This is a genomic window from Citrobacter sp. wls613 (genome assembly GCF_005281195.1).
GTDB lineage: Bacteria > Pseudomonadota > Gammaproteobacteria > Enterobacterales > Enterobacteriaceae > Citrobacter > Citrobacter gillenii.
The window spans coordinates 1-20,334 of sequence record NZ_SZXN01000088.1 but is presented as its reverse complement, the minus strand read 5'-3'; the positions used below and the strand labels follow the sequence as shown (position 1 = coordinate 20,334).

Annotated in this window: 11 protein-coding genes; 8 read left to right on the top strand and 3 right to left on the bottom strand. The window is 52.7% G+C overall.

Annotated elements, in window-relative coordinates:
- Positions 1-1,159, top strand: a 1,159-nt coding sequence (locus FDX01_RS21920; protein WP_137400458.1) for an efflux RND transporter periplasmic adaptor subunit, incomplete at its 5' end; no start/stop codon positions are given.
- Between the two features lie 11 nt (positions 1,160-1,170).
- Positions 1,171-4,314: a CusA/CzcA family heavy metal efflux RND transporter gene (locus tag FDX01_RS21915; RefSeq protein WP_137400457.1), complete on the top strand. Its 3,144-nt coding sequence runs from the start codon at positions 1,171-1,173 to the stop codon at positions 4,312-4,314.
- Positions 4,315-4,357: 43 nt separating this feature from the next.
- Here the strand turns inward: FDX01_RS21915 and rclR are convergent, their stop codons facing one another.
- On the bottom strand, positions 4,358-5,212 hold the full coding sequence (gene rclR / locus FDX01_RS21910) for a reactive chlorine-specific transcriptional regulator RclR (protein ID WP_137400456.1): 855 nt from the start codon (positions 5,210-5,212) through the stop codon (positions 4,358-4,360).
- A 236-nt stretch (positions 5,213-5,448) separates the two neighbouring features.
- Here rclR and rclA point away from each other — a divergent pair, with 236 nt between their 5' ends.
- The 6 genes from rclA to FDX01_RS21880 all read left to right on the top strand — a co-directional run bounded on the left by rclA (position 5,449) and on the right by FDX01_RS21880 (position 10,311).
- On the top strand, positions 5,449-6,774 hold the full coding sequence (gene rclA / locus FDX01_RS21905; RefSeq protein WP_137400455.1) for a reactive chlorine resistance oxidoreductase RclA: 1,326 nt from the start codon (positions 5,449-5,451) through the stop codon (positions 6,772-6,774).
- A gap of 177 nt (positions 6,775-6,951) precedes the next feature.
- Positions 6,952-7,188 carry a reactive chlorine resistance periplasmic protein RclB gene (gene rclB, locus FDX01_RS21900; protein WP_170974793.1) on the top strand — a complete coding sequence of 79 codons (237 nt, stop codon included), beginning with the start codon at positions 6,952-6,954 and terminating at the stop codon, positions 7,186-7,188.
- Positions 7,189-7,199: 11 nt separating this feature from the next.
- Positions 7,200-7,760, top strand: a complete 561-nt coding sequence (rclC, locus tag FDX01_RS21895) for a reactive chlorine resistance membrane protein RclC (protein WP_115259157.1) — start codon at positions 7,200-7,202, stop codon at positions 7,758-7,760.
- A gap of 388 nt (positions 7,761-8,148) precedes the next feature.
- Positions 8,149-8,844, top strand: a complete 696-nt coding sequence (locus FDX01_RS21890; protein WP_117342180.1) for a pilus assembly protein PilZ — start codon at positions 8,149-8,151, stop codon at positions 8,842-8,844.
- Positions 8,845-8,865: 21 nt separating this feature from the next.
- The gene (locus FDX01_RS21885) at positions 8,866-9,447 is read left to right on the top strand and encodes a LuxR family transcriptional regulator (RefSeq protein WP_170974163.1); all 582 of its coding nucleotides are present in this window, start codon (positions 8,866-8,868) and stop codon (positions 9,445-9,447) included.
- Between the two features lie 96 nt (positions 9,448-9,543).
- On the top strand, positions 9,544-10,311 hold the full coding sequence (locus FDX01_RS21880; RefSeq protein WP_117342181.1) for an EAL domain-containing protein: 768 nt from the start codon (positions 9,544-9,546) through the stop codon (positions 10,309-10,311).
- A gap of 145 nt (positions 10,312-10,456) precedes the next feature.
- Here the strand turns inward: FDX01_RS21880 and FDX01_RS21875 are convergent, their stop codons facing one another.
- Positions 10,457-19,822, bottom strand: a complete 9,366-nt coding sequence (locus FDX01_RS21875) for an autotransporter outer membrane beta-barrel domain-containing protein (protein ID WP_137400453.1) — start codon at positions 19,820-19,822, stop codon at positions 10,457-10,459.
- Positions 19,823-20,018: 196 nt separating this feature from the next.
- Positions 20,019-20,267 carry a LuxR C-terminal-related transcriptional regulator gene (locus tag FDX01_RS24115; RefSeq protein ID WP_283205043.1) on the bottom strand — a complete coding sequence of 83 codons (249 nt, stop codon included), beginning with the start codon at positions 20,265-20,267 and terminating at the stop codon, positions 20,019-20,021.
- Positions 20,268-20,334: the final 67 nt, after the last annotated feature.

Below are 20,334 nucleotides of genomic sequence, written 5' to 3'. Positions count from 1 at the left end.
TAAAACACTATCAATAAGTTGGAGTCATTACCCGAATACCCGTTTTGATAAGCCGGGTAAATCGCCGTTTATGGATATGGATCTGATCCCGAAATATGCCGATGAAGAGACCGCGAGCGACGCCGCCGCAGGGGTGCGAATCGATCCGACGCAAACCCAAAATCTGGGGCTAAAAACCGAGGCCGTACGTCGTGGACCGCTGCAGTATGCACAAACGTTCCCGGCCAACGTTAGCTATAACGAATATCAGTTTGTGATTGTGCAAGCCCGCTCAGCGGGATTTATCGAAAAAGTGTATCCGCTGACCGTTGGCGATAAAATTAAGCAAGGCGCGCCGCTGATTGATCTGACCATCCCCGACTGGGTTGAAGCGCAGAGCGAATATCTTCTGCTGCGCGAGACCGGCGGTACCGCCACTCAAGTCGACGGTATTCTCGAAAGATTGCGTCTGGCCGGGATGCCCGAACAGGACATCCAGCGCTTAAAATCGACGCGGAAAATTCAAACCCGCTTCACCCTGCGCGCCCCCATCGATGGGGTGATCACCGCCTTTGATTTGCGCACCGGCATGAACATTTCGAAAGATAACGTGGTAGCAAAAATTCAGGGTATGGATCCGGTGTGGGTTAGTGCATCGGTCCCGGAGTCTATCGCCTGGCTGATTAAAGACGCCTCGCAGTTTGCGATTACCGTACCCGCCTGGCCGGATAAAACATTCACCATCAGCAAGTGGAGTATTTTGCCGAGCGTGGATGCCACGACGCGTACCCTCCAGTTACGTTTGCAGGTCGAAAACCCTGACGAGGCACTCAAGCCGGGGATGAATGCTTACCTCAAGCTGAAAACACAAAGTGAGCCGATGCTGCTGATCCCGTCCAAAGCGCTGATTGATACGGGCAGCGAGCAGCGGGTGATCACCGTGGATAACGACGGACGCTTTGTGCCGAAGCAGGTTGCCGTATTCCATGAATCTCAGGGGCTAACGGCTATCCGCTCCGGTCTGACGGAAGGTGAGAAGGTGGTCTCCAGCGGCCTGTTCCTGATTGATTCCGAGGCGAATATCGCCGGGGCGTTGGACCGCATGCGCGCCCGGAAGAGTGGGACGCCAGACGCCGCGGCTATGCCCGCAATGCCGACCCCGGCGACCCATTCACACTGAGGATATAACACATGATTGAATGGATTATTCGCCGCTCAGTGGCTAACCGTTTTCTGGTGATGATGGGGGCGTTGTTCCTCAGTATTTGGGGAACATGGACCATTATCAACACCCCAGTAGATGCACTGCCGGATCTCTCTGATGTGCAGGTGATTATTAAAACCAGCTATCCGGGACAAGCGCCACAAATCGTTGAGAATCAGGTCACTTATCCTCTGACCACCACCATGCTGTCGGTGCCTGGCGCGAAAACGGTGCGCGGTTTCTCGCAGTTTGGTGACTCTTACGTGTATGTCATTTTTGAAGACGGCACCGACCCTTACTGGGCACGCTCCCGTGTACTGGAATATCTCAACCAGGTGCAGGGAAAACTGCCCGCAGGCGTCAGCGCGGAAATGGGGCCAGATGCCACCGGCGTCGGCTGGATCTTTGAATATGCGCTGGTGGACCGCAGCGGCAAACACGATTTGGCCGAGCTGCGTTCTCTGCAGGACTGGTTTTTAAAGTATGAGCTGAAAACGATTCCCAATGTCGCAGAAGTGGCGTCGGTAGGCGGTGTGGTCAAAGAGTACCAGGTGGTTATCGACCCGATGAAGCTGACGCAATACGGTATCAGCCTGGCTGAGGTGAAATCGGCGCTGGATGCGTCTAACCAGGAGGCGGGTGGCTCATCCGTGGAGATGGCGGAAGCGGAATACATGGTGCGTGCCAGCGGGTATCTGCAAACCCTCGATGACTTCAATACTATTGTGCTGAAATCCGGGGCTGACGGTGTGCCGGTTTACCTGCGCGATGTTGCCCGCGTGCAAATTGGACCGGAAATGCGCCGTGGCATCGCCGAACTGGATGGTGAAGGTGAAGTGGCGGGCGGCGTGGTGATCCTGCGCTCGGGTAAAAATGCACGTGACGTAATCTCCGCCGTCAAAGCCAAACTTGAGACGCTGAAAAGCAGCCTGCCGGAAGGCGTTGAGGTAGTTACAACATACGATCGCAGTCAGCTTATCGACCGCGCGATTGATAACCTGAGCTACAAGTTGCTGGAAGAGTTTATCGTTGTGGCGCTGGTGTGTGCGCTGTTCCTGTGGCATATCCGCTCGGCGCTGGTCGCCATTATTTCCCTGCCGCTGGGGCTGTGTATTGCGTTTATTGTGATGCATTTCCAGGGACTGAACGCCAACATTATGTCGCTTGGCGGCATCGCCATTGCTGTAGGGGCGATGGTTGATGCCGCGATTGTGATGATTGAGAACGCGCATAAGCGGCTGGAAGAGTGGGCGCATCAGCATCCGGGAGAAAAGCTGGATAACGCCACGCGCTGGCAGGTGATCACAAACGCCTCGGTGGAAGTGGGACCGGCGCTATTCATCAGTTTGCTGATTATTACCCTGTCGTTTATCCCTATTTTCACCCTTGAGGGGCAGGAAGGGCGACTGTTTGGCCCGCTGGCGTTCACCAAAACCTATGCCATGGCTGGGGCCGCATTGCTGGCGATTGTGGTGATCCCAATCCTGATGGGATTCTGGATCCGCGGCACGATCCCGGCGGAAAGCAGTAACCCGCTTAACCGTTTTCTGATCCGCATTTATCATCCGCTGTTGCTGAAGGTGCTGCACTGGCCGAAGGCCACCCTGCTGGTGGCGGTGTTGTCGATCCTGACGGTTATTTTCCCGCTCAATAAAGTCGGCGGCGAGTTCTTACCGCAGATCAACGAAGGTGACCTGCTGTATATGCCGTCGACCCTGCCGGGGATCTCGGCGGCGCAGGCGGCGGATATGCTGCAAAAAACCGACAAGCTGATCATGACCGTGCCGGAAGTGGCGCGGGTATTTGGTAAAACCGGTAAGGCCGAAACCGCCACCGATTCCGCGCCGCTGGAAATGGTTGAAACCACCATCCAGTTGAAACCGCAGGATCAGTGGCGTCCGGGGATGACGATGGACAAAATCATCGAGGAACTGGATAAAACGGTCCGGCTGCCGGGCCTGGCGAATCTGTGGGTACCGCCGATTCGTAACCGCATCGACATGCTGTCTACCGGGATCAAAAGTCCAATCGGGATTAAGGTCTCGGGTACCGTGCTGGCGGACATTGACGCCACGGCGGAGCAAATCGAAGAGGTGGCGAGGACCGTGCCGGGCGTCGCGTCCGCGTTGGCGGAACGTCTGGAAGGCGGGCGCTATCTCAGCGTCGATATTCAACGTGAAAAGGCCGCGCGTTATGGCATGACCGTTGGCGATGTACAGCTGTTTATTACCTCGGCGGTCGGCGGTGCGATGGTGGGCGAAACGGTGGAAGGGATTGCCCGCTATCCGATCAATCTTCGCTACCCGCAAAGCTATCGCGACAGTCCGGAAGCGTTACGGCAATTGCCGGTCCTGACGCCCATGAAGCAACAAATCACGCTGGCGGATGTGGCGGATGTGAAGGTTGTTTCAGGCCCGTCGATGTTGAAAACCGAGAACGCACGCCCGACCAGTTGGATCTACATCGATGCCCGCGATCGTGACATGGTCTCGGTGGTAAACGATCTGAAAAAAGCGATTGCCGAAAACGTCCAGCTAAAACCAGGGACCAGCGTGGCGTTTTCGGGCCAGTTTGAGCTGCTTGAACGCGCCAGCCATAAGCTCAAACTGATGGTGCCGATGACGCTGATGATCATCTTCGTGCTGCTGTATCTGGCGTTCCGTCGTTTTGGTGAAGCGTTGCTGATTATCACCAGCGTGCCGTTCGCACTGGTGGGTGGGATCTGGTTCCTCTACTGGATGGGGTTCCATATGTCGGTGGCGACCGGCACCGGATTCATTGCGCTGGCAGGTGTTGCCGCCGAGTTTGGCGTGGTGATGTTGATGTATTTGCGTCACGCCATTGAGGCGGAGCCCGCGCTGGAAAATCCGCAGACCTTTACGGTGGCTAAGCTGGATGAGGCGCTGTATCACGGGGCGGTGCTTCGCGTGCGCCCCAAAGCGATGACCGTGGCGGTGATTATTGCCGGCCTGCTGCCGATTTTATGGGGCACCGGGGCCGGGTCGGAGGTGATGAGTCGGATCGCCGCCCCGATGATTGGCGGTATGATCACCGCGCCGCTGCTGTCGCTGTTTATCATTCCGGCTGCGTATAAGCTGATGTGGCTGCACCGCCATCGTTCGCAGAAATAACGCCTGAATAGCGTTGCGCCGGAGAACGTAATACGGCGCAACGCTATTTTTCCAGCGCCTTGACCCGCTTTCTGTACTCACCCGGCGTGCAGCCGTATTCACGCAGAAAGACTTTGTGAAACGATGATTCGCTGGCATAGCCCACCGCCTCAGCAATCACGATCAACGGCCGTGAATCACGCGCTAACATCTGGGCGGCGAATTGCAGACGCAATGTGGTTAAGACCGCGAGCGGCGTGGAGTTTGAGACTTCACGAAACAGTTGCGCGAAGCTGGCCCGCGACATATGCGCGCGCTGCGCCAGCTCTTCGACAGTCCACGGATGAGCGGGCAACTCCAGCATCAGGTTAGCGATAACCCCCAGTTTGGGATGCAGCAGCAGATTCAACATGTTTTTACCCGGTGCGACCCGTGTCAGCCACTCGCGTACAGCAAGGGTAAACAACGTGGCGCATTGCTGGCTGCATACCACCTCAGAACCTGGCAGCGTGCTCATTGATTCCCGTTGCAGCAGTTCAATCATGGCTCTCAGCCACTGACCAACAGGGCTATTTTCCTCGGGGGCCAGAATGAGCAATTCCGGCAGTGCGGTTAAAAAATAGCGTGAAGATGCCTGCAACCGTAGGCTTCCGCAGACGAGATGCGTTTGTTCCTCGCCTGACTGGCACAGCCTGTGGGCGGAGTTTTGTGCCAGCATAACCACTGCGCCAGGATGCAGCGTGTAGGACGAGCCGTCCGGGAGATCAAGCTGAGCCGCACCCTGAGTTACCGTATGCCAGCGAATAACCGACAGCTCTCCCGCCGCATGTGGCAACTGCCAGTCTCTGCTCAACAAGCAGTTTTTATCAATAGACCCCTGCGGGTCATTAAGCGTTAATAATCGGCTAAGCGCGTCCATAAAGACTCCTGAACAATTTTATACCCTTGGGGAGATATCGCCATTATCGCTATAATTTTATATTAAATTAATACCATCAAATGGTTAGTTGGTAATATGGTTTGTGCTTTCACAAATTTGCATGGTTCACTTTAGACGATTTGACATAAATAAGCGCGTTATGGATACGCTGTTCATGTTCGTCAGTCCTTATACTTCGGGTTAACAAATGAACAATGATTTTGCAAAGAGGCAGTATGAATCAGTATCAGGCGATCATTATTGGTTTTGGCAAAGCAGGTAAAACGCTGGCGGCGACGCTGGCAAAAGCAGACTGGAAGGTGGCGATTATTGAGCAGTCCAACACCATGTATGGCGGGACATGTATCAATATCGGCTGTATACCCACTAAAACGCTGGTGCATGATGCCGAAATGCAGCATGACTTTGTCGCCGCAATGCAACGCAAAACAGACGTTGTTCGCTTTCTGCGTGATAAAAACTTCCATAACCTTGCCGGTCTGGACAATGTCGATGTGATTGAAGGGCGCGCTGAGTTTGTTGACAACCATACTGTGCGGGTCATCCAGGCGACCGGCACGCGTGAACTCCGCGGCGAGAAGATTTTCATTAATACCGGTGCGCAGTCGACGATGCCTGATATTAAAGGATTATCCAGCACACCTGGCGTATTCGACAGCACTGGATTGCTGAATCTGGCGCAGCGTCCTCAGCGGTTGGGGATTTTGGGCGGCGGGTACATTGGCGTGGAATTCGCGTCCATGTTTGCCAATTTTGGAAGCAAGGTCACTATCTTTGAAGCCGCGCCGCTATTTTTACCGCGTGAAGACCGGGATGTCGCTGATGCCATTGCCCGCATTTTGCGCGACAAAGGTGTCGAGCTGATTCTGAATGCCAATGTACACTCTGTATCGTCCCTGGACGGTGCGGTACAGATACAGATGCCAGAAGAGACGCATTCGGTGGACGCGCTACTGATCGCCTCGGGGCGTAAACCGGCAACGGAAGCACTGCAACTGAAAAATGCTGGCGTGGACGCCAACGAGCGGGGCGGAATTATCGTGAATAGATATCTGCGCACCTCGGCAGATAATATCTGGGCCATGGGCGACGTGACTGGCGGATTGCAATTTACCTATATCTCGCTGGATGATTTCCGCATTGTGCGCGACAGTTTATTGGGCGATGGGTTGCGCAACACCGGCGACCGCCAGAATGTGCCGTATTCCGTGTTTATGACACCGCCGCTTTCTCGCGTGGGGATGAGTGAAGCGCAGGCCAGAGCCAGCGGGGCGGAGGTTCAGATCGTGACGTTACCCGTTACGGCGATCCCGCGGGCTCGGGTGATGGATGATACTCGCGGTATGCTCAAAGCCGTGGTTGATGTGAATACCCAACGGATATTAGGTGTCTCGCTATTGTGTGTAGATTCACATGAAATGATTAATATCGTTAAAACCGTTATGGATACCGGATTACCCTATACCGTTTTACGTGACCAAATATTTACCCACCCGAGCATGAGCGAATCATTAAACGATCTATTCGCATTAGTTAAATAATAAAACGCTGTGTCTGCCTTTTTGCCCCACCCGTGTGGGGCTTTTTTTATGCGTGTAGCACAGTACCTAAATAATACGTATGAACAGTTATTCTGGCGTTACGGATGGCAATAAATAGAATGTGTGAGTTTATTATATTAACACTGAATTGACTGGTTAATGGAAATAGAAATGAATATGTTGAAAGCAACTTTACTGATGACCTCTTTACTGACTGCACCTGTCACGTTTTCCGCGCTGGCGCAGTCGCCAACCGAAATTGCCCACGTTAGCGTGTCAGCCATCTCAGCCGCGCCTTCTGTGATTGAGGAGGCCATTGCAAAGCTGGCGCAGGAGAAACAGGCATCATCGTGGAAAATCACCTCAATGCGTATTGACAGCAGCACTTACGCTACGGCGATTTTGTACAAGTAAGGGCGGTTGGTATGGAAAAATATCTTCGCTTACTGGGCAAGGCCGATCGCATCGGATTAACCCTGATTCGCCTGAGCATCGCCATTGTGTTTATCTGGATTGGATTATTAAAATTCGTTCCATACGAAGCCGACAGTATTACGCCATTCGTGGCCAATAGTCCGCTAATGTCATTTTTTTATGAACATCCGCAAGAGTATCAGCAGCATTTGACGCATGAAGGGGAATTTAAACCGCAGGAGCGGGAATGGCAAGCAGCGAATAATACCTACAGCTTCTCTAATGGACTGGGCGTGGTTGAGATAATTATTGCCTTGTTGGTGCTGGCAAATCCGCTCAGCCGCAGGTTGGGATTAATCGGCGGGATTCTGGCATTCGCCACACCGATTGTCACCCTGTCTTTTTTAATCACCACGCCTGAAGCATGGGTTATGCCGCTAGGCGATCTGCACCACGGTTTCCCGTATTTATCGGGGGCCGGGCGGCTAGTGTTAAAAGATACATTAATGCTGGCGGGTGCAGTAATGATTATTGCGGATTCAGCTCGGACCCTCGTTAAGCAGCAGTACTGATTTTCTCACGTTGTACCCTCTGTAAGATAGTATGCCACTAGAGTTTAATACGGTAATTACCGGAGCCAGCATGATGCTGGCTTTTTTTTGCCATAAGCTAAATTCGTTATCCCCAAACCCCTGCTGAAAACGTCTTGTTATTCTTTTTTGTTATGCTTGTTGCGCAACTTAGCGTGGTTTTAGACTTCACTTCAGCTAGAATTAACCCGTATCAAACGTTTTTACATATCAATAAAACATTAAAGATAGTTAAAAACTTAAATTTTTATCAACAGTTTGACATGGAATCCACTAAGGTAATTAAGCGCCAGGAGTGGATGCTGATTTCGTGTTTTTGTCTGCGAACAAGACCGGAACATTTCTTAAATATGGAAATAAGGGTTTGAGAATGAGCTTTGGATTAGCAAAGGACAACAAGTTTGAAATCATAGCGATCCTGCGCGAAGAGTTGCACAAGAAGACTAAACTGGAAGTCTTATGTGAAAACAACAGCGTTATCACACAGTTAGAAAAGATTGATTTCGAGCGCTTTGTGCTTTCTCCGCACAAAGACATCGTTCCTGAAAAGGTCCAATACTTCATCCTGCACAGTGATAGCGGGATTGTTAAATTTAGCGCCAGATACGAACAGGCGTCCGCAGGTGATGCGCAAGCAGGGTTGTCGTACCTTATCCCGGATATGATTTTCTTTGCGCAACAGCGACAAAATCAGCGTTTCTCCTTCCTCAAGGGCTATGATTTTTTCTGTTCTGGTCGTTACAAAAACGGCGAAAATTACTCACTGAAGGTTAAAAATATTTCTCAGGGGGGCTGCGCATTAATCGTTAAGGATGTGAATGCACGATTCCTTTATAAAGATGCGGTTATTAAAGGTGCCGCCCTGGATTTTGATGTGTTTGGCAGTTTACTGCTTGATCTCAAAGTGATTGATGTCGTCATGATCAATGAGTTTGATGATGATAATCAGTTGTACTCCTGCTACCAGATATCGTGCGAGTTTGACTATAAGAACCGTCGTGAAGAGGCGGAAGTCGAGAAAATAATCATCAAATTTTTAATGAGTAATAAGATTCGAAGTTTATAAGGAACGGTGAACAGGATGTTGATGTGCGGCACTGATAATTTTGTGGGCAGCGGTATGTTCGCCTATCTGACAAGTAAACATGTCCCTATCAAAACATTCCCGTTTGAGGATATGTTGCAGCAATCATCATTGTGCCAACATCAAACAATGGTTTTTAATATCATTAACAATGAACAACCGTGTTCTGCAATTGTGCAGTTTTTGAATAAAAACCGATTTAAATTTTATAATAACGTTATTGTCATTGTCGCTGACAGTTTGGTGGCGAAATTATGTGTTGAGTTATTATATGTGGAAAAGACCATTGTCCTGACGGAAAAATCATCACTGCGTGATTTTGGACAACTGGCTACGCTGGCGGTTGGGAAATGGAATCCCCGACTGTATCGGTCGCAGAAAAGGCTCACGGAAAGAGAACAGCAGATCCTCAATCTGTTGGTAAGTGGTTATACTGCCAGAGAAATTTCTGAATTAGTCAGTTTGAATTATAAAACGATTCAAGCGCACAAGATGCGGGTCGTTACGAAACTGGGACTGGCCAATACCTCTGATTTAAATAAATTAATTATTAGGTTTACCCATAGCTTGTCTTTTTTACCCTGATCTGAATATTCTTTTCTGATGTGAAATACGTAAAAGTAGATACAATTTGGGAGTGATTTCGACTGGTTTTTGTTGTGGTGATGGGGGGGAAGGGGTGTGTTAGATTCCAGTGATGTGCTAACGGCGCTTGAAAAAGCATTCAATACCAGTCAGCTTTATATGGTTTATCAACCTATTTTTAACTTACAAACCCACACTATTAGTGGGTTTGAAGCGTTAATGCGTTGGAATAGCCCGCAGATGGGCATGATCTCCCCTGATGTTTTTATTACGGTGCTGGAAAATAGCGGCAATATATTTTCCATAGAGGAGATGGTAAGCAACCCTCCATGGGACATTGCCGCCTCCTGGCCAGACCCTCTTTCTCTCTCTGTTAATATTTCTGCCCTTGAATTCTGCGATCCACTGCTCCCACAACGTGTCAGACAAAATCTCGCCGCCAGTGGACTACCTGCTCATCGATGCCAAATAGAGATCACGGAAACGTCGCCGCTGTGCGACAGCCAGATAGCCGCTAAAAACATGACAGAACTGAAGGCGATTGGTGTGAAGCTGGCGCTTGATGATTTTGGTACCGGGCACGCGAACCTTAATTATCTGCTGAAGTATCCGTTTGATACCTTAAAGATTGATAAAGAATTTGTTGCAGGCATCGAGCCCGATACCCGATCGGCAAAGATCGTTGAGGGTATTATTTCATTAGCGCACAATTTTGGCATTGAAGTGCTGGCTGAAGGGGTAGAAACCCATGCCCAGTTAGAACGTTTGACGCTGATTGGCTGCGATAAAATTCAGGGTTTTTTTATCTCTCCTCCGGTGATGGCCGAAGACATTCCCGCACTGTTAACCCAATTTAGCCGTTAATCACTCTCTCCCTGGGCTATAACGCCTTTTTCCTGATGGCGGCGCACGCGCGTTATCCGGACAACCGCCGGACAACCGATGTTGATTCCCTCGCGCATAAAAAAGCCCCCTGTAATAACAGAGGGCTGGCTACGTTTACGTTAGATTAAAACGATTTCTTAAAACCAATAGATGCATTCACTGGGGCTTCAATCTGCGACTTACTGCTGCCGTTGCTGAATTGCGTACCCAATTCACCGTAGACCTGCACATTCCGGTCAATAGACCAGCTCAGACCGGCGGCGACTTCGGTGCTGGAGTACTGCTGTGACGATTCCAGCGTAGTGGTGGCAACCGCATTGCTAAACTGCGTCTTGTCTTTTGAACCCAGACCCTGCCAGACGTTCACCCGGCCGTAAGGCTGGAATTTGCCGTGGTTGGTATCATAGTCTGCGACCAGACGCACACCCAGACGCGCGGTAAACGAATCGGCGGTATCCATCTTGACCTTCGTTTGGGTGACGCCATCCAACGTACTGTTATCGAAGTTGCTGTACTGATAGATCAACTGCGCCTGAGGCTCCAGACTCCAGGCGCTGGCGCCTAAGCGGAATGACTTGCCCACTTCCGTTGAGGCCGTCAGCGTATTGCCTTTCACCGTGTGCGAGCCGTTATTTCCGGATGCCGACAGACGGGATTTATGGTTACCGTACTGCAGGACGTTGTCGACATACATTCCGTCATCCGAGAACCAGGTGGCATAACCGCCAACATAAAACGCGTTGTCATCGATATTACCGCCTTTGCCATCGCTGCCGGTTTTGGTGCCTTTAACACTGCTGTCGATGTCGAGCACGCTGGCATACATCCCGGCTTTCCAGCTTTCATTGGCGTACATATCGACGCCGACCTGGATGCCCATGGTATGTGAATTGGTTTGTGTCCCTGTCGCATCATCCAGCTTGGTTTTGCCGGAGTAACCAATCATTCTGGCCCACGCGCGGTTATCTTCATCAATACCCGGTTTCACCTCGTCACCCATACGCTGGTGCATGTTACCCAGCAGGCTGATGTCACCCTGGCGAACGACGCTGGCGAGGCCGGAGTACAGCATGGTTTCAGGACGGTATTCGCTTCTCAGATACCAGTTTTCACCCTGACCTTGCGCGTTACCGGCGTGCAGTTGGTACTCAAATGCACCCGCAGCCATGCGTTCAGCGGCAAGATGGAAGGCGTCTCGCGAGGTCTGCGCGGTGGTGGTGGCGCCATTCAGCGCGGTGACCACTTCGATGCCGTCACCCACGGTAGGCGCGCCGAGGCCGGAGCCGTCAACATCAAGCAACGTTTTCCCGCTGGCTTTACCGCCGTCGATAATCAGGCGATCGGCAATACCCGCGCCGCGACCATTCTGCGTGGCTGCCATGTTGATAGTGCCTTTCTCGCCGGTGTAGTCTCCTTTGACGGTTAAGGTTGTACCAATTTGCTGACCGATAAGCGACACATCGCCGCCGTTACTCAGCCCGGCTACCGTCTGGTTGTAGCCTTGGGTGTTAAGCGTAGTGTCCGCAACCACATAGTGGTGCGACGCCGCGCTCAGGGTGTTGGTATCACCCGCTTGCAGCACGCCGTGGGTAATCAGCGTTGCGCCGCTGTAGCTGTTTTTACCCTGCAACTCGGTGGTGCCGTTGCCGGTCTGGTGCAGTTGACCTTTGCCGCTGATATCACCGGTTAATGCCAGGGTATCAGCGCGATTGACGCTGAGCTCGCCATTATCAACGATATCACCCTGAATGCTGCCGATATCGCCGCCGGTGCCGAGTTGTAATACGCCCTGGTTGATGGTGGTACCGCCGGTGTAGGTGTTATCCAGCGTCAGGGTCAGTGAACCTTTGCCGGTTTTAATCAACTGACCATGACCTTCGACTTCGGTCAGCAGGGATACATCGTGCCCGTTGGTGTCGAACGTCCCGCCACCGGATTCCAGCGTTACCTGACGTGCGGTATCGAACGCGTCGCCATATTTCAGCGTACCACCATTAAAGGTGATGCCAGTATCTGCTGCGCCGAGGTTGGTATCACCGGCTACCTGAAGCGTACCTGAAGTGATAGTGGTGCCACCGCTGTAGGTATTGTCGCCCGTGAGGATCAGCGTACCAAGATCGCCTTTATTCAGACCGCCGGTGCCACGGATCACGCTGTCAATGGTGGCGGTGTAGTTAACGCCGTCTACCGTACCATCGCCAACGCGGATCAGCGTATTGGCGGTATCGGTGGTGATAGCCTCTCCGCCGACGCGATAGCCGTCGGTGGCGAATTGTGCACCGCTGATGATGACGTCGCCTTTGCTGTTATCGACCGTCACATTGCCCGCCTCGCCCTGGAAGACGGCAAACGCGGCATCGGTAAATGGCGCGTTCAGCGCGCCTTCTGGCGTGGATTCATCGGTGGTCCAGTTGTCATTCCCCTGGCTGGATTGCCAGATCCCGTCGCCACCGTTAATCACGCCGTTGTTTTTCAGGTTGCCGTTCTCACCGCCGGTGCCGTCCCAGAAGCGCAGCGTCAGCCCGGCATGGTTGACCAGGTTTACCTGATTTTTAACCGAGGTTTGTACATACAGGCTGTCCGCGGCTTCCGGTGCGTTAGCAATATCCATCACGTTATTGGTCAACGTGCCGGTATAGTTGATCACGCGATAAACCCCAACGTCAAAACTGCCGTTCGGTGAGGTCTCGATGTTGAGCTTGCCGTCAAGCGTCAGATCGCCGTTGACATCAATCAGATCGTTGAAAGCTCCGCCTGGGGTATAGGCCTGACCAAACTGATAATCCAGCTGTGCGTTATCGCTTAGCGTCAGCGAACCGGTGGTCAGTTTACCGACGCTGTTGATGGCCGCACCGGCGGTAATGTGACCGTTATCCTGCACATCCACCGCGCCGCCGATAATGCCGTTACCGCCGAGCGTAGCGCCGGTTTTCACCGTGACCTGGCCGGTTGCGGCAGACTGATTACCGTTGACCAGCAGCACGCCCTGGTCAACATCCGTGATGCCGGTCCAGGTGTTGTCGCCGGTCAGGGTCAGCGTACCGTCGCCGATTTTCACCAGGCTGCCGTCGTTGCCGCTGATAACGCCGCTGATAGTGTCAGCCAGATTTAGATTACCCAGCGACAGTTGCTTGTTACCCAGCTCGACATTACCCGCACCGGACAGTGAACCGATGGAGGTGGCGCTGTTGACTGCGCTGACATCCACCAGGCCGTCCGCCAGGTTTTTGACCACCGTATTTTCCGCCATCGCGTTATCAGCCGCGGTCATCAGGCCGCTGTTGTTTACCGTGGCATTGCCGCCGCTGGCGTTGTCTTCCAGTGCCAGGGTGCTGTCTTTCGCTACGTTGACCGTCGCGTTAGCGGCGGTGGCTTTATCGCGTAATACTGCTTTCGCTTTACCTGTCAGATTCAGGTTGGCGCTGGCGGCAGTGACGGTATCGGCCAGCGTTAACAGACTGTCGGCGATGTTCATGGTCAGCGATGTCAGGCTGGTGTCTGCACCATTGATATTCAGCGTTGCGCCGTTATTGACGTTAACAGTGCTGCTTTCATTGCTGCCGAACGCCCCGGTTTTACTGACGTTAACCGTCACATTATGGCTATTTCCGGTCCCGGCAATTTCGGTTTCCCCTTGGTAGCTGTTGGCGCGGTCAAGCGTTAAGATGCTGCCCGCATCGCTTGAGCTACTGGTCACTTTCAGCTTGCCATCACCGGTAATATCACCGGTTGGGGTGAAATGGTGCGAATTGAGATCAAACACCGCCGCGTTAGCATTGGCGCCCAGCTCGATGGTACGGTTGCTGGTCAAATCAGCGCCCAGTTGCAGCGTGGAGGCGTTATTGATGACCAAATCCGTGCCACTCTGGCCGAGGTTGCTGTCGGCGGAGATTTGCAAGGTGCCGCCGTCAATACGCGTGCCGCCGCGATATTCGTTATCACCGCTGAGGATTAGACGGCCGAGGTCGGTTTTCACCAGCGTCAGCCGATCGCGGGCGCTGGCCTCGCGAAGGATAGATTCAATGGTCGCGGTATAGTTTTGTCCCGCGCCACCGGCCCCGACGCGCAGCAGCAGTTCACCGGTGCCCGGCGTTTGACCCGCATGTGTGGCCGTTTCGGTGGTGGCATAAGCGTTGAGCGCATCGCCTTTCACGACATAGCCGTCGGCGTCAAACTGTGCTCCGGAGAAATTGACGTCACCTTTGGCGTCATCCACGGTGACGGTACCGCCTTTGGTGGTAAACACGGCGAAGGATTTCTGCGCCCACGGCGCGTTGCCCTCGCCGGTGGCCGTTGTCCAGTTGTTGTCACCCTGATCGCCAATCGCCATCCATTTGCCATCGCCGCCGTCAATCTTGCTGTCGCCTTCAATGCCCGATTTACCGTGGCTTTGGTTGACGGTTGCGCCGTCCCAGAATTGCAGCGTGACGCCGTTGGCGTTGACCAGGTTGACCTGTTTGTCGATAGCGGTCTGGACAAAAATGTTGCTCTTATCCTGACTGTCTGGCACCGCGCCCAGCTCCAGCGTCCGGTTATCCAGCGTACCGCCGTAGTTATAAATACGGTAGACACCCGGTCCAAAATTACCGCCCTGAGACGTGGTGACGTCCAGCGTCCCGTCCAGTTGCAGATTGCCGCTGACAGTAATCAGGTCATTCAGCGCGCCACCCGGCGTATACGCCTGACCCAGCTCGAAGGCGGAGGTGGTTTTGCTGCCCAGTTGCAGGCCGCCGTTAATGGTTAACGTTCCTGTGCCGCCTTTGATGTCAGGATCACCTGCGCTAATGGTCGAGGCGTCGTTCATCAGCACATGGCCGCCGATAGTGCCGTTACCGCCAAGCGTGGACATGCCGCTGACGGTGGTTGCGCCCGTAGCCGCACTCTGATTACCGTTTATCAGCAGCGTACCGTGGGTGACGGTGGTGTCACCGGTATAGGTGTTATTGCCCGCCAGGCGCGTAATGCCACCGCCGATTTGCTGCAGCGCGCCGATACCCGAAATGACGCCGCCGAGCAGCACGTCGTTGGCGCGATTAATCGCCAGTATGCCGTTGTCGAGGATGTTTGATACGGCGCTGATTTCGCCGGTATCGCCGCCGGAACCTAACTGCAGCGTCCCCGTTTGATCAATGGTGGTAGAACCGGTGTAGCTGTTATTGTTGGTAAAGACCGTGGTCCCGCCTGCCTTACGTTCAAATTTCCCGTCACCGCTGATGACGCCGTCGTAAATTTGCGCGGCTGACGTATCGCCCTGGGTATCAAAGATAACCCTGCTGCTGGTGCCCTGGGTTTTCACGTCATAATTGCCAATGGTCGCGGCGGTGCTGGTGGACTCGACGTGGTCGCCGGTACGCAGCGTTGCGCCATTGTTTACGGCAATGGTTTTGCTCGCCAGACTCAGATTTTCAACGACGCGGACATCCGCGTTTGACCCGGTAATGGTCAGCGAGTCCCAGCCAGTGCCAATGTTGGTGCCGGTGGTCTGGTTATCGCTGTTCAGGCTGCCAATTTTTGCACTGTCGCCGTGGGTGTTGGTGAAGGTGAGGGCGTTGCCCGTACCCGCAGCGGTAATGATATGGCGCGTTTTATCCAGTGATACATCGCCGATCTTGGCCGTATTGTTACCGCCGGTGCCGGCGAAATTCACCTCGCCCGCAAAGGTGCCGCTTTGCCAGTTAAAGGTGTCCGTGCCTTCACCTGTGTTGATCACGCCGCTGGTGATACCTTTGCTGATATCAATGGTGTCATCACCCTTACCGGATACGATGGCTACGGCCGTGTCGTTGATGGCCTGCAGGGTGCCGGTGTTGGTGATTTTTTTATTGCTGTCACCGCTGGCATCAATCACCGGTGCGCTGGTGCTGGCAGAGATAATTTTGCCGCTATTGCTGACGGCGCGGACGTTCTTCGCGATGATCGCAGAGCCGCCGGCTCTGTCACGCACATTGATATCAGCATTGGTGGTGAGCACACCATTAGTATTCGCGCGAATACCGCTGCCTTCAGCCTTAAGGACCTCAATGGTATAGCCTTTGCCTATGCTCAGGTCGCCCGATGTTTCGCCGCCATTACGTTGTTCAAAGGCGAAGCCGGTACCTTTCCCGTGAACGTTGAGGATATTTCCCTCGCTGTCACGATCGGTCATGGTGAGCGCCACGCTGGTGCGGATCCCCGCGCCATCGTTGGAGTCAATGGTCACGTTGCGCAGCAGGATATTGTTGTTGTTGGCATCGTTTTGAATGCCTGCGCCAGTTCCATCGGCGCGGATCATCACGCTTTGCGCGGACAGCGCACCGGCTTTATCGGCGAGGCGAATACCGTCAGCGGAACCGTTGGTGGTAATACTGTCACCGGAAATGCCATTAATCAGTAAACTGGCACCTTCAGTCAGTAGAACACCGGCAGTACCATCATCGACCAGGATTTGGCCCAGTTTATTAATCTGCGCACTGGCTCCCGAAGCCCGAACACCGATACCGTTACTGACATGCAGGGCATTGTCGGAATTGTTGGTGAAACGCCCGCCTTGCTGTACATCAACACCGATGCTGTCGGTGCTGGCTAGATCGATAATGGCGTTGGCACCAAGGGTCAGATTGCCGAGATTTCTTGCCACATAGGCAATAACCTCGTTACCGCCAGTTTCAGAGGTGATCTTCGCGTTTGAGGTGAGGGTAGTTTCAGTCGGGTTACCTTGCTCGTCGTCGCCATTCAACTGATGCGCCTGACCGTCAACAATCCCGGCAATGGTTCTTTCACCGGTTAAATTGATGGTGGTTTTATCGCTGATGTTACCTGTTGCGCCGCCTTCAATCAGCAGGGCTGCGGAATCGGAGCCTTTCACGCTAAACGTGGCTTCGCCGGTGTCTACACTACTGCCTGCGCCGGTGGCGAGGACGCCGACGGAGTTTTTGCCGCTTAAGGTCAGGTCGAGATTGGAACTCGAATTATCTTTCGGGTTGGTCGTATTACCTGCAAGTTTTGCACCATTAGCGATACGAAAAATAGTGGTGTTAGCCTGACCGTTGTCATTCATCACCGCCTGACCAATGTTGGCGGTAGCCCCTTTGCCATACAGGTAATAACCAATCTGGTGGGTGCTGTTGAATAGTGGACTGCTCAGGGTGTCGACATTCGCGATGGCGTTATCACGCACGTGCACGCCGATGTTCCCGGCTTTGTTAAGTGTGATAGCGGAATCGACGTTGACCGTCGCCTGACCATTAACGCCACCCTCAGCCCAGATAGCGTAGTTACGGTTACCCACACCGCCGGTACCGTCTACCACAATAGAGCCTGAGTCGCTGGTGGTCACCAGGGCATTTTTTTTCGTCGCGCTGACGTGAATGCCGACGTTGTTGGTGCCATTGACGTTGATCTTGCCGTCATTGCGAATGATCTGACCATTTTCAGCGCCACTGTCACGAACAGTGATGCCGTAGTTCTTGATATTCCCTCCACGACCATCGCCATTGACCACAATATTGCCGGTATTCAGCACGTTGCCTGTCGCGTTGCCGATCAAGATCCCCGCAGCGTTGCGTATGCCGACGCCCAGCGTGATGAGCCCCTTATTGATGACCTCGCTGGCACTTTTGGTCATGATCCCGGCGCTTGGGCTGGAACCGCCTGGCAGGGTGGCATCCAGGGACAGATCATTGGCGTTGCGACCAAGATAAATAGAGGCATTCTGCGCGTTGGTAAAGGTCGCGTTGTCGGCGACTTCTACGCCAAAGGCAGTGCCTTTACCATAGGATGCACCGTTTTTGCTCCCGTCGACGATATTGATAACGCCGTTATTCACGCCCTGCGCATCGTTGGACAGTTGCATGCCAATGGCCAGCGTCAGCGAGGTATCAGGATCATCTTTACTCCAGGGATCGGCGGCAGAGGCGGTACCGAAGTTATCGGTGGTGATGGCCTGGTTGATGGTGCCGTTGTTGGTAATGGTGCTGGCGCCTTGCCCCTGCATGCCAAATGCGCCGTAGCTGCTGACCTTTTGATTGCCGTCTTTATCAATAAACAACCCGGAGTTGATGGTGCCGTGGTTGGTAGCAGTGGCGTCTTTCGCCAGCATGCCGATGGCCAGACTTTGCCCGCCGGAGGAACGCAATGCGTTCAGTTCGCCGAGGTTAGTGATAACCCCACCGTCAATGGCTTTCATTACGCCATTAATGCTGCCGTCAACGGCGATCATCGCACCTTGATTCAGGGTGCCGGTAGTCCCAGCGCCGTTGGCATAGATGGCGTGCAGCTCACCACGCCCGGCGGTAGTGTTATTCGTATGCGACAGGCCGTCGGTCCAGACGTCGTAATCCCAGGTGATAACATCAGATTCTTTACCGGAACTAAGCACGTTTTCAATCAACTTGGCATACTTCGCTTGCGCAGCGGATACCGTCGTTATTTGGCTATTTTCGGCATCCAGCCACAGCTGGATCTGGCTGACTTTTTGTCCATCCGGTTTTTGTGCGGCGTCATCACTTTCGCCTAACAGCCAGCTATTGAACTTAGCCAGCTCCGCGGCCGTTGTAATCGAGAACGTTTTGGTACCTGTTTCGATAACCTCACCGGCATCGTTATAACCGTAAGCCAGTAGCGTTACATCAGTGCCAAATACGGAGGTGGTCCGTGAGCCGTGAAATGTTTCCGTTGGTACAACCGGGGCAGCGTTGAATTTTATGTAGTTATCGGACTGCCAGTTCACCTGGCTGTTGGCACCCTGCGCTTGCAGCAGTGAGGAGTCCTTGGCCAGCAATTCGATGGTATTGGCCTTGTCACGTACGTTAAGCGTGTCGTTGCCAATATTCAGATTGGCGATGCCTCCGTTTGTCGCCAGCGCGATACCAAATTGCTTATAGATTTGCGTTTGCTGTGGATCATAAGTATTCAACACCGCATCACCGATTTGTGATTCGGTGATAAACCCGGCTAATGCGCTGGTATCGAAGACTTTAATTGGCTCGGGCTCTCCCGGAAGTGCCGGATCAAAAAGATCAAAGTCCGTAATCTGCGAGGGTTTCGCTGATTGGTTATGAGTCAGGTATTCTGCCAGTTGTTCCTCGGTAGAGATCGTTTTTACGCTCTGATCCGGCCCGGTGGCTTTTAGGGTGATTTTTTCGTTTTGCAGCAGCTCTCTGATGGTGGTTGACTCCACAACGCCGCTTTGACCTGGGGCAATCGTTGGGATTGCGCCGCTGATGTTGAGCGCCTGACCGGTAGAGTTATCTTCATATAAGAAGCCATAATTATGAATTCCTTCATTTACCTCAGCTGAAATACCTCTCTGATAGTCAGTATAAATATTGTGCTCACCTGTATCGATAATCGGTGCCGCAGATGCCAGCAGCGAAACGCCGCTTAATGCACTGGCCGCCAGTACCGCGACAGTTTTACGCGAACTGCTTTTTTTCTTGCCTTTGGTTAATTCGGAAACGACAACCCAGATACCGAGTACCGCGTTCCAAATAATGCTGTAAACTTTATTCATATATAACCCTTATCTGCATTTTATATTGCATGCGTTATTACGTTGAGTTGTTGGCTATGGTTGGCACGCGGGAGTGCTACCTGGCAGGTCGATTTTTAAAAATGGGGATACCTTCCGGGTTTCGCGGAATAAAAGACGAACTGAAAGTGAGTCCCTTTTAAAAAATAATCGTTATGGTCGTCCTTAAATAAGTCAGTTACGGCTGGCTATAGTGCGAGATGGTGTACTTGAGCCGGGTATTGGTTTTGCCAAGCTTTCTGGCAATGTTGCTTTTGTACGCCCCAATGGTTTTTTCACTTTTTTGCGATGCGCCGGCGATTTGAGTCAGCGTCCAACCGCGGGCCAACATCATCATGACGTTAAATTCGTTTGCGGTTATTTTGTTATGTACTGCTTTGATAGTGCGTGATTTTTTTATTTGAGTGATAGAGGTGAATGCGTGCAAAAGTTGATCAAGAGAGTCGTCTTGATCGAGAAAATGGGTAATGCTGCCAACTTACTGATTTAGTGTA

Bases quoted from the DNA above. Each gene is read 5' to 3' on its own strand.
- rclC (WP_115259157.1), top strand. From the start codon at position 7,200: ATGGAAAAATATCTTCGCTTACTGGGCAAGGCCGATCGCATCGGATTA.
- FDX01_RS21915 (WP_137400457.1), top strand. From the start codon at position 1,171: ATGATTGAATGGATTATTCGCCGCTCAGTGGCTAACCGTTTTCTGGTG.
- rclB (WP_170974793.1), top strand. From the start codon at position 6,952: ATGTTGAAAGCAACTTTACTGATGACCTCTTTACTGACTGCACCTGTC.
- rclR (WP_137400456.1), bottom strand. From the start codon at position 5,212: ATGGACGCGCTTAGCCGATTATTAACGCTTAATGACCCGCAGGGGTCT.
- FDX01_RS21890 (WP_117342180.1), top strand. From the start codon at position 8,149: ATGAGCTTTGGATTAGCAAAGGACAACAAGTTTGAAATCATAGCGATC.
- rclA (WP_137400455.1), top strand. From the start codon at position 5,449: ATGAATCAGTATCAGGCGATCATTATTGGTTTTGGCAAAGCAGGTAAA.
- FDX01_RS21885 (WP_170974163.1), top strand. From the start codon at position 8,866: ATGTGCGGCACTGATAATTTTGTGGGCAGCGGTATGTTCGCCTATCTG.
- FDX01_RS21875 (WP_137400453.1), bottom strand. From the start codon at position 19,822: ATGAATAAAGTTTACAGCATTATTTGGAACGCGGTACTCGGTATCTGG.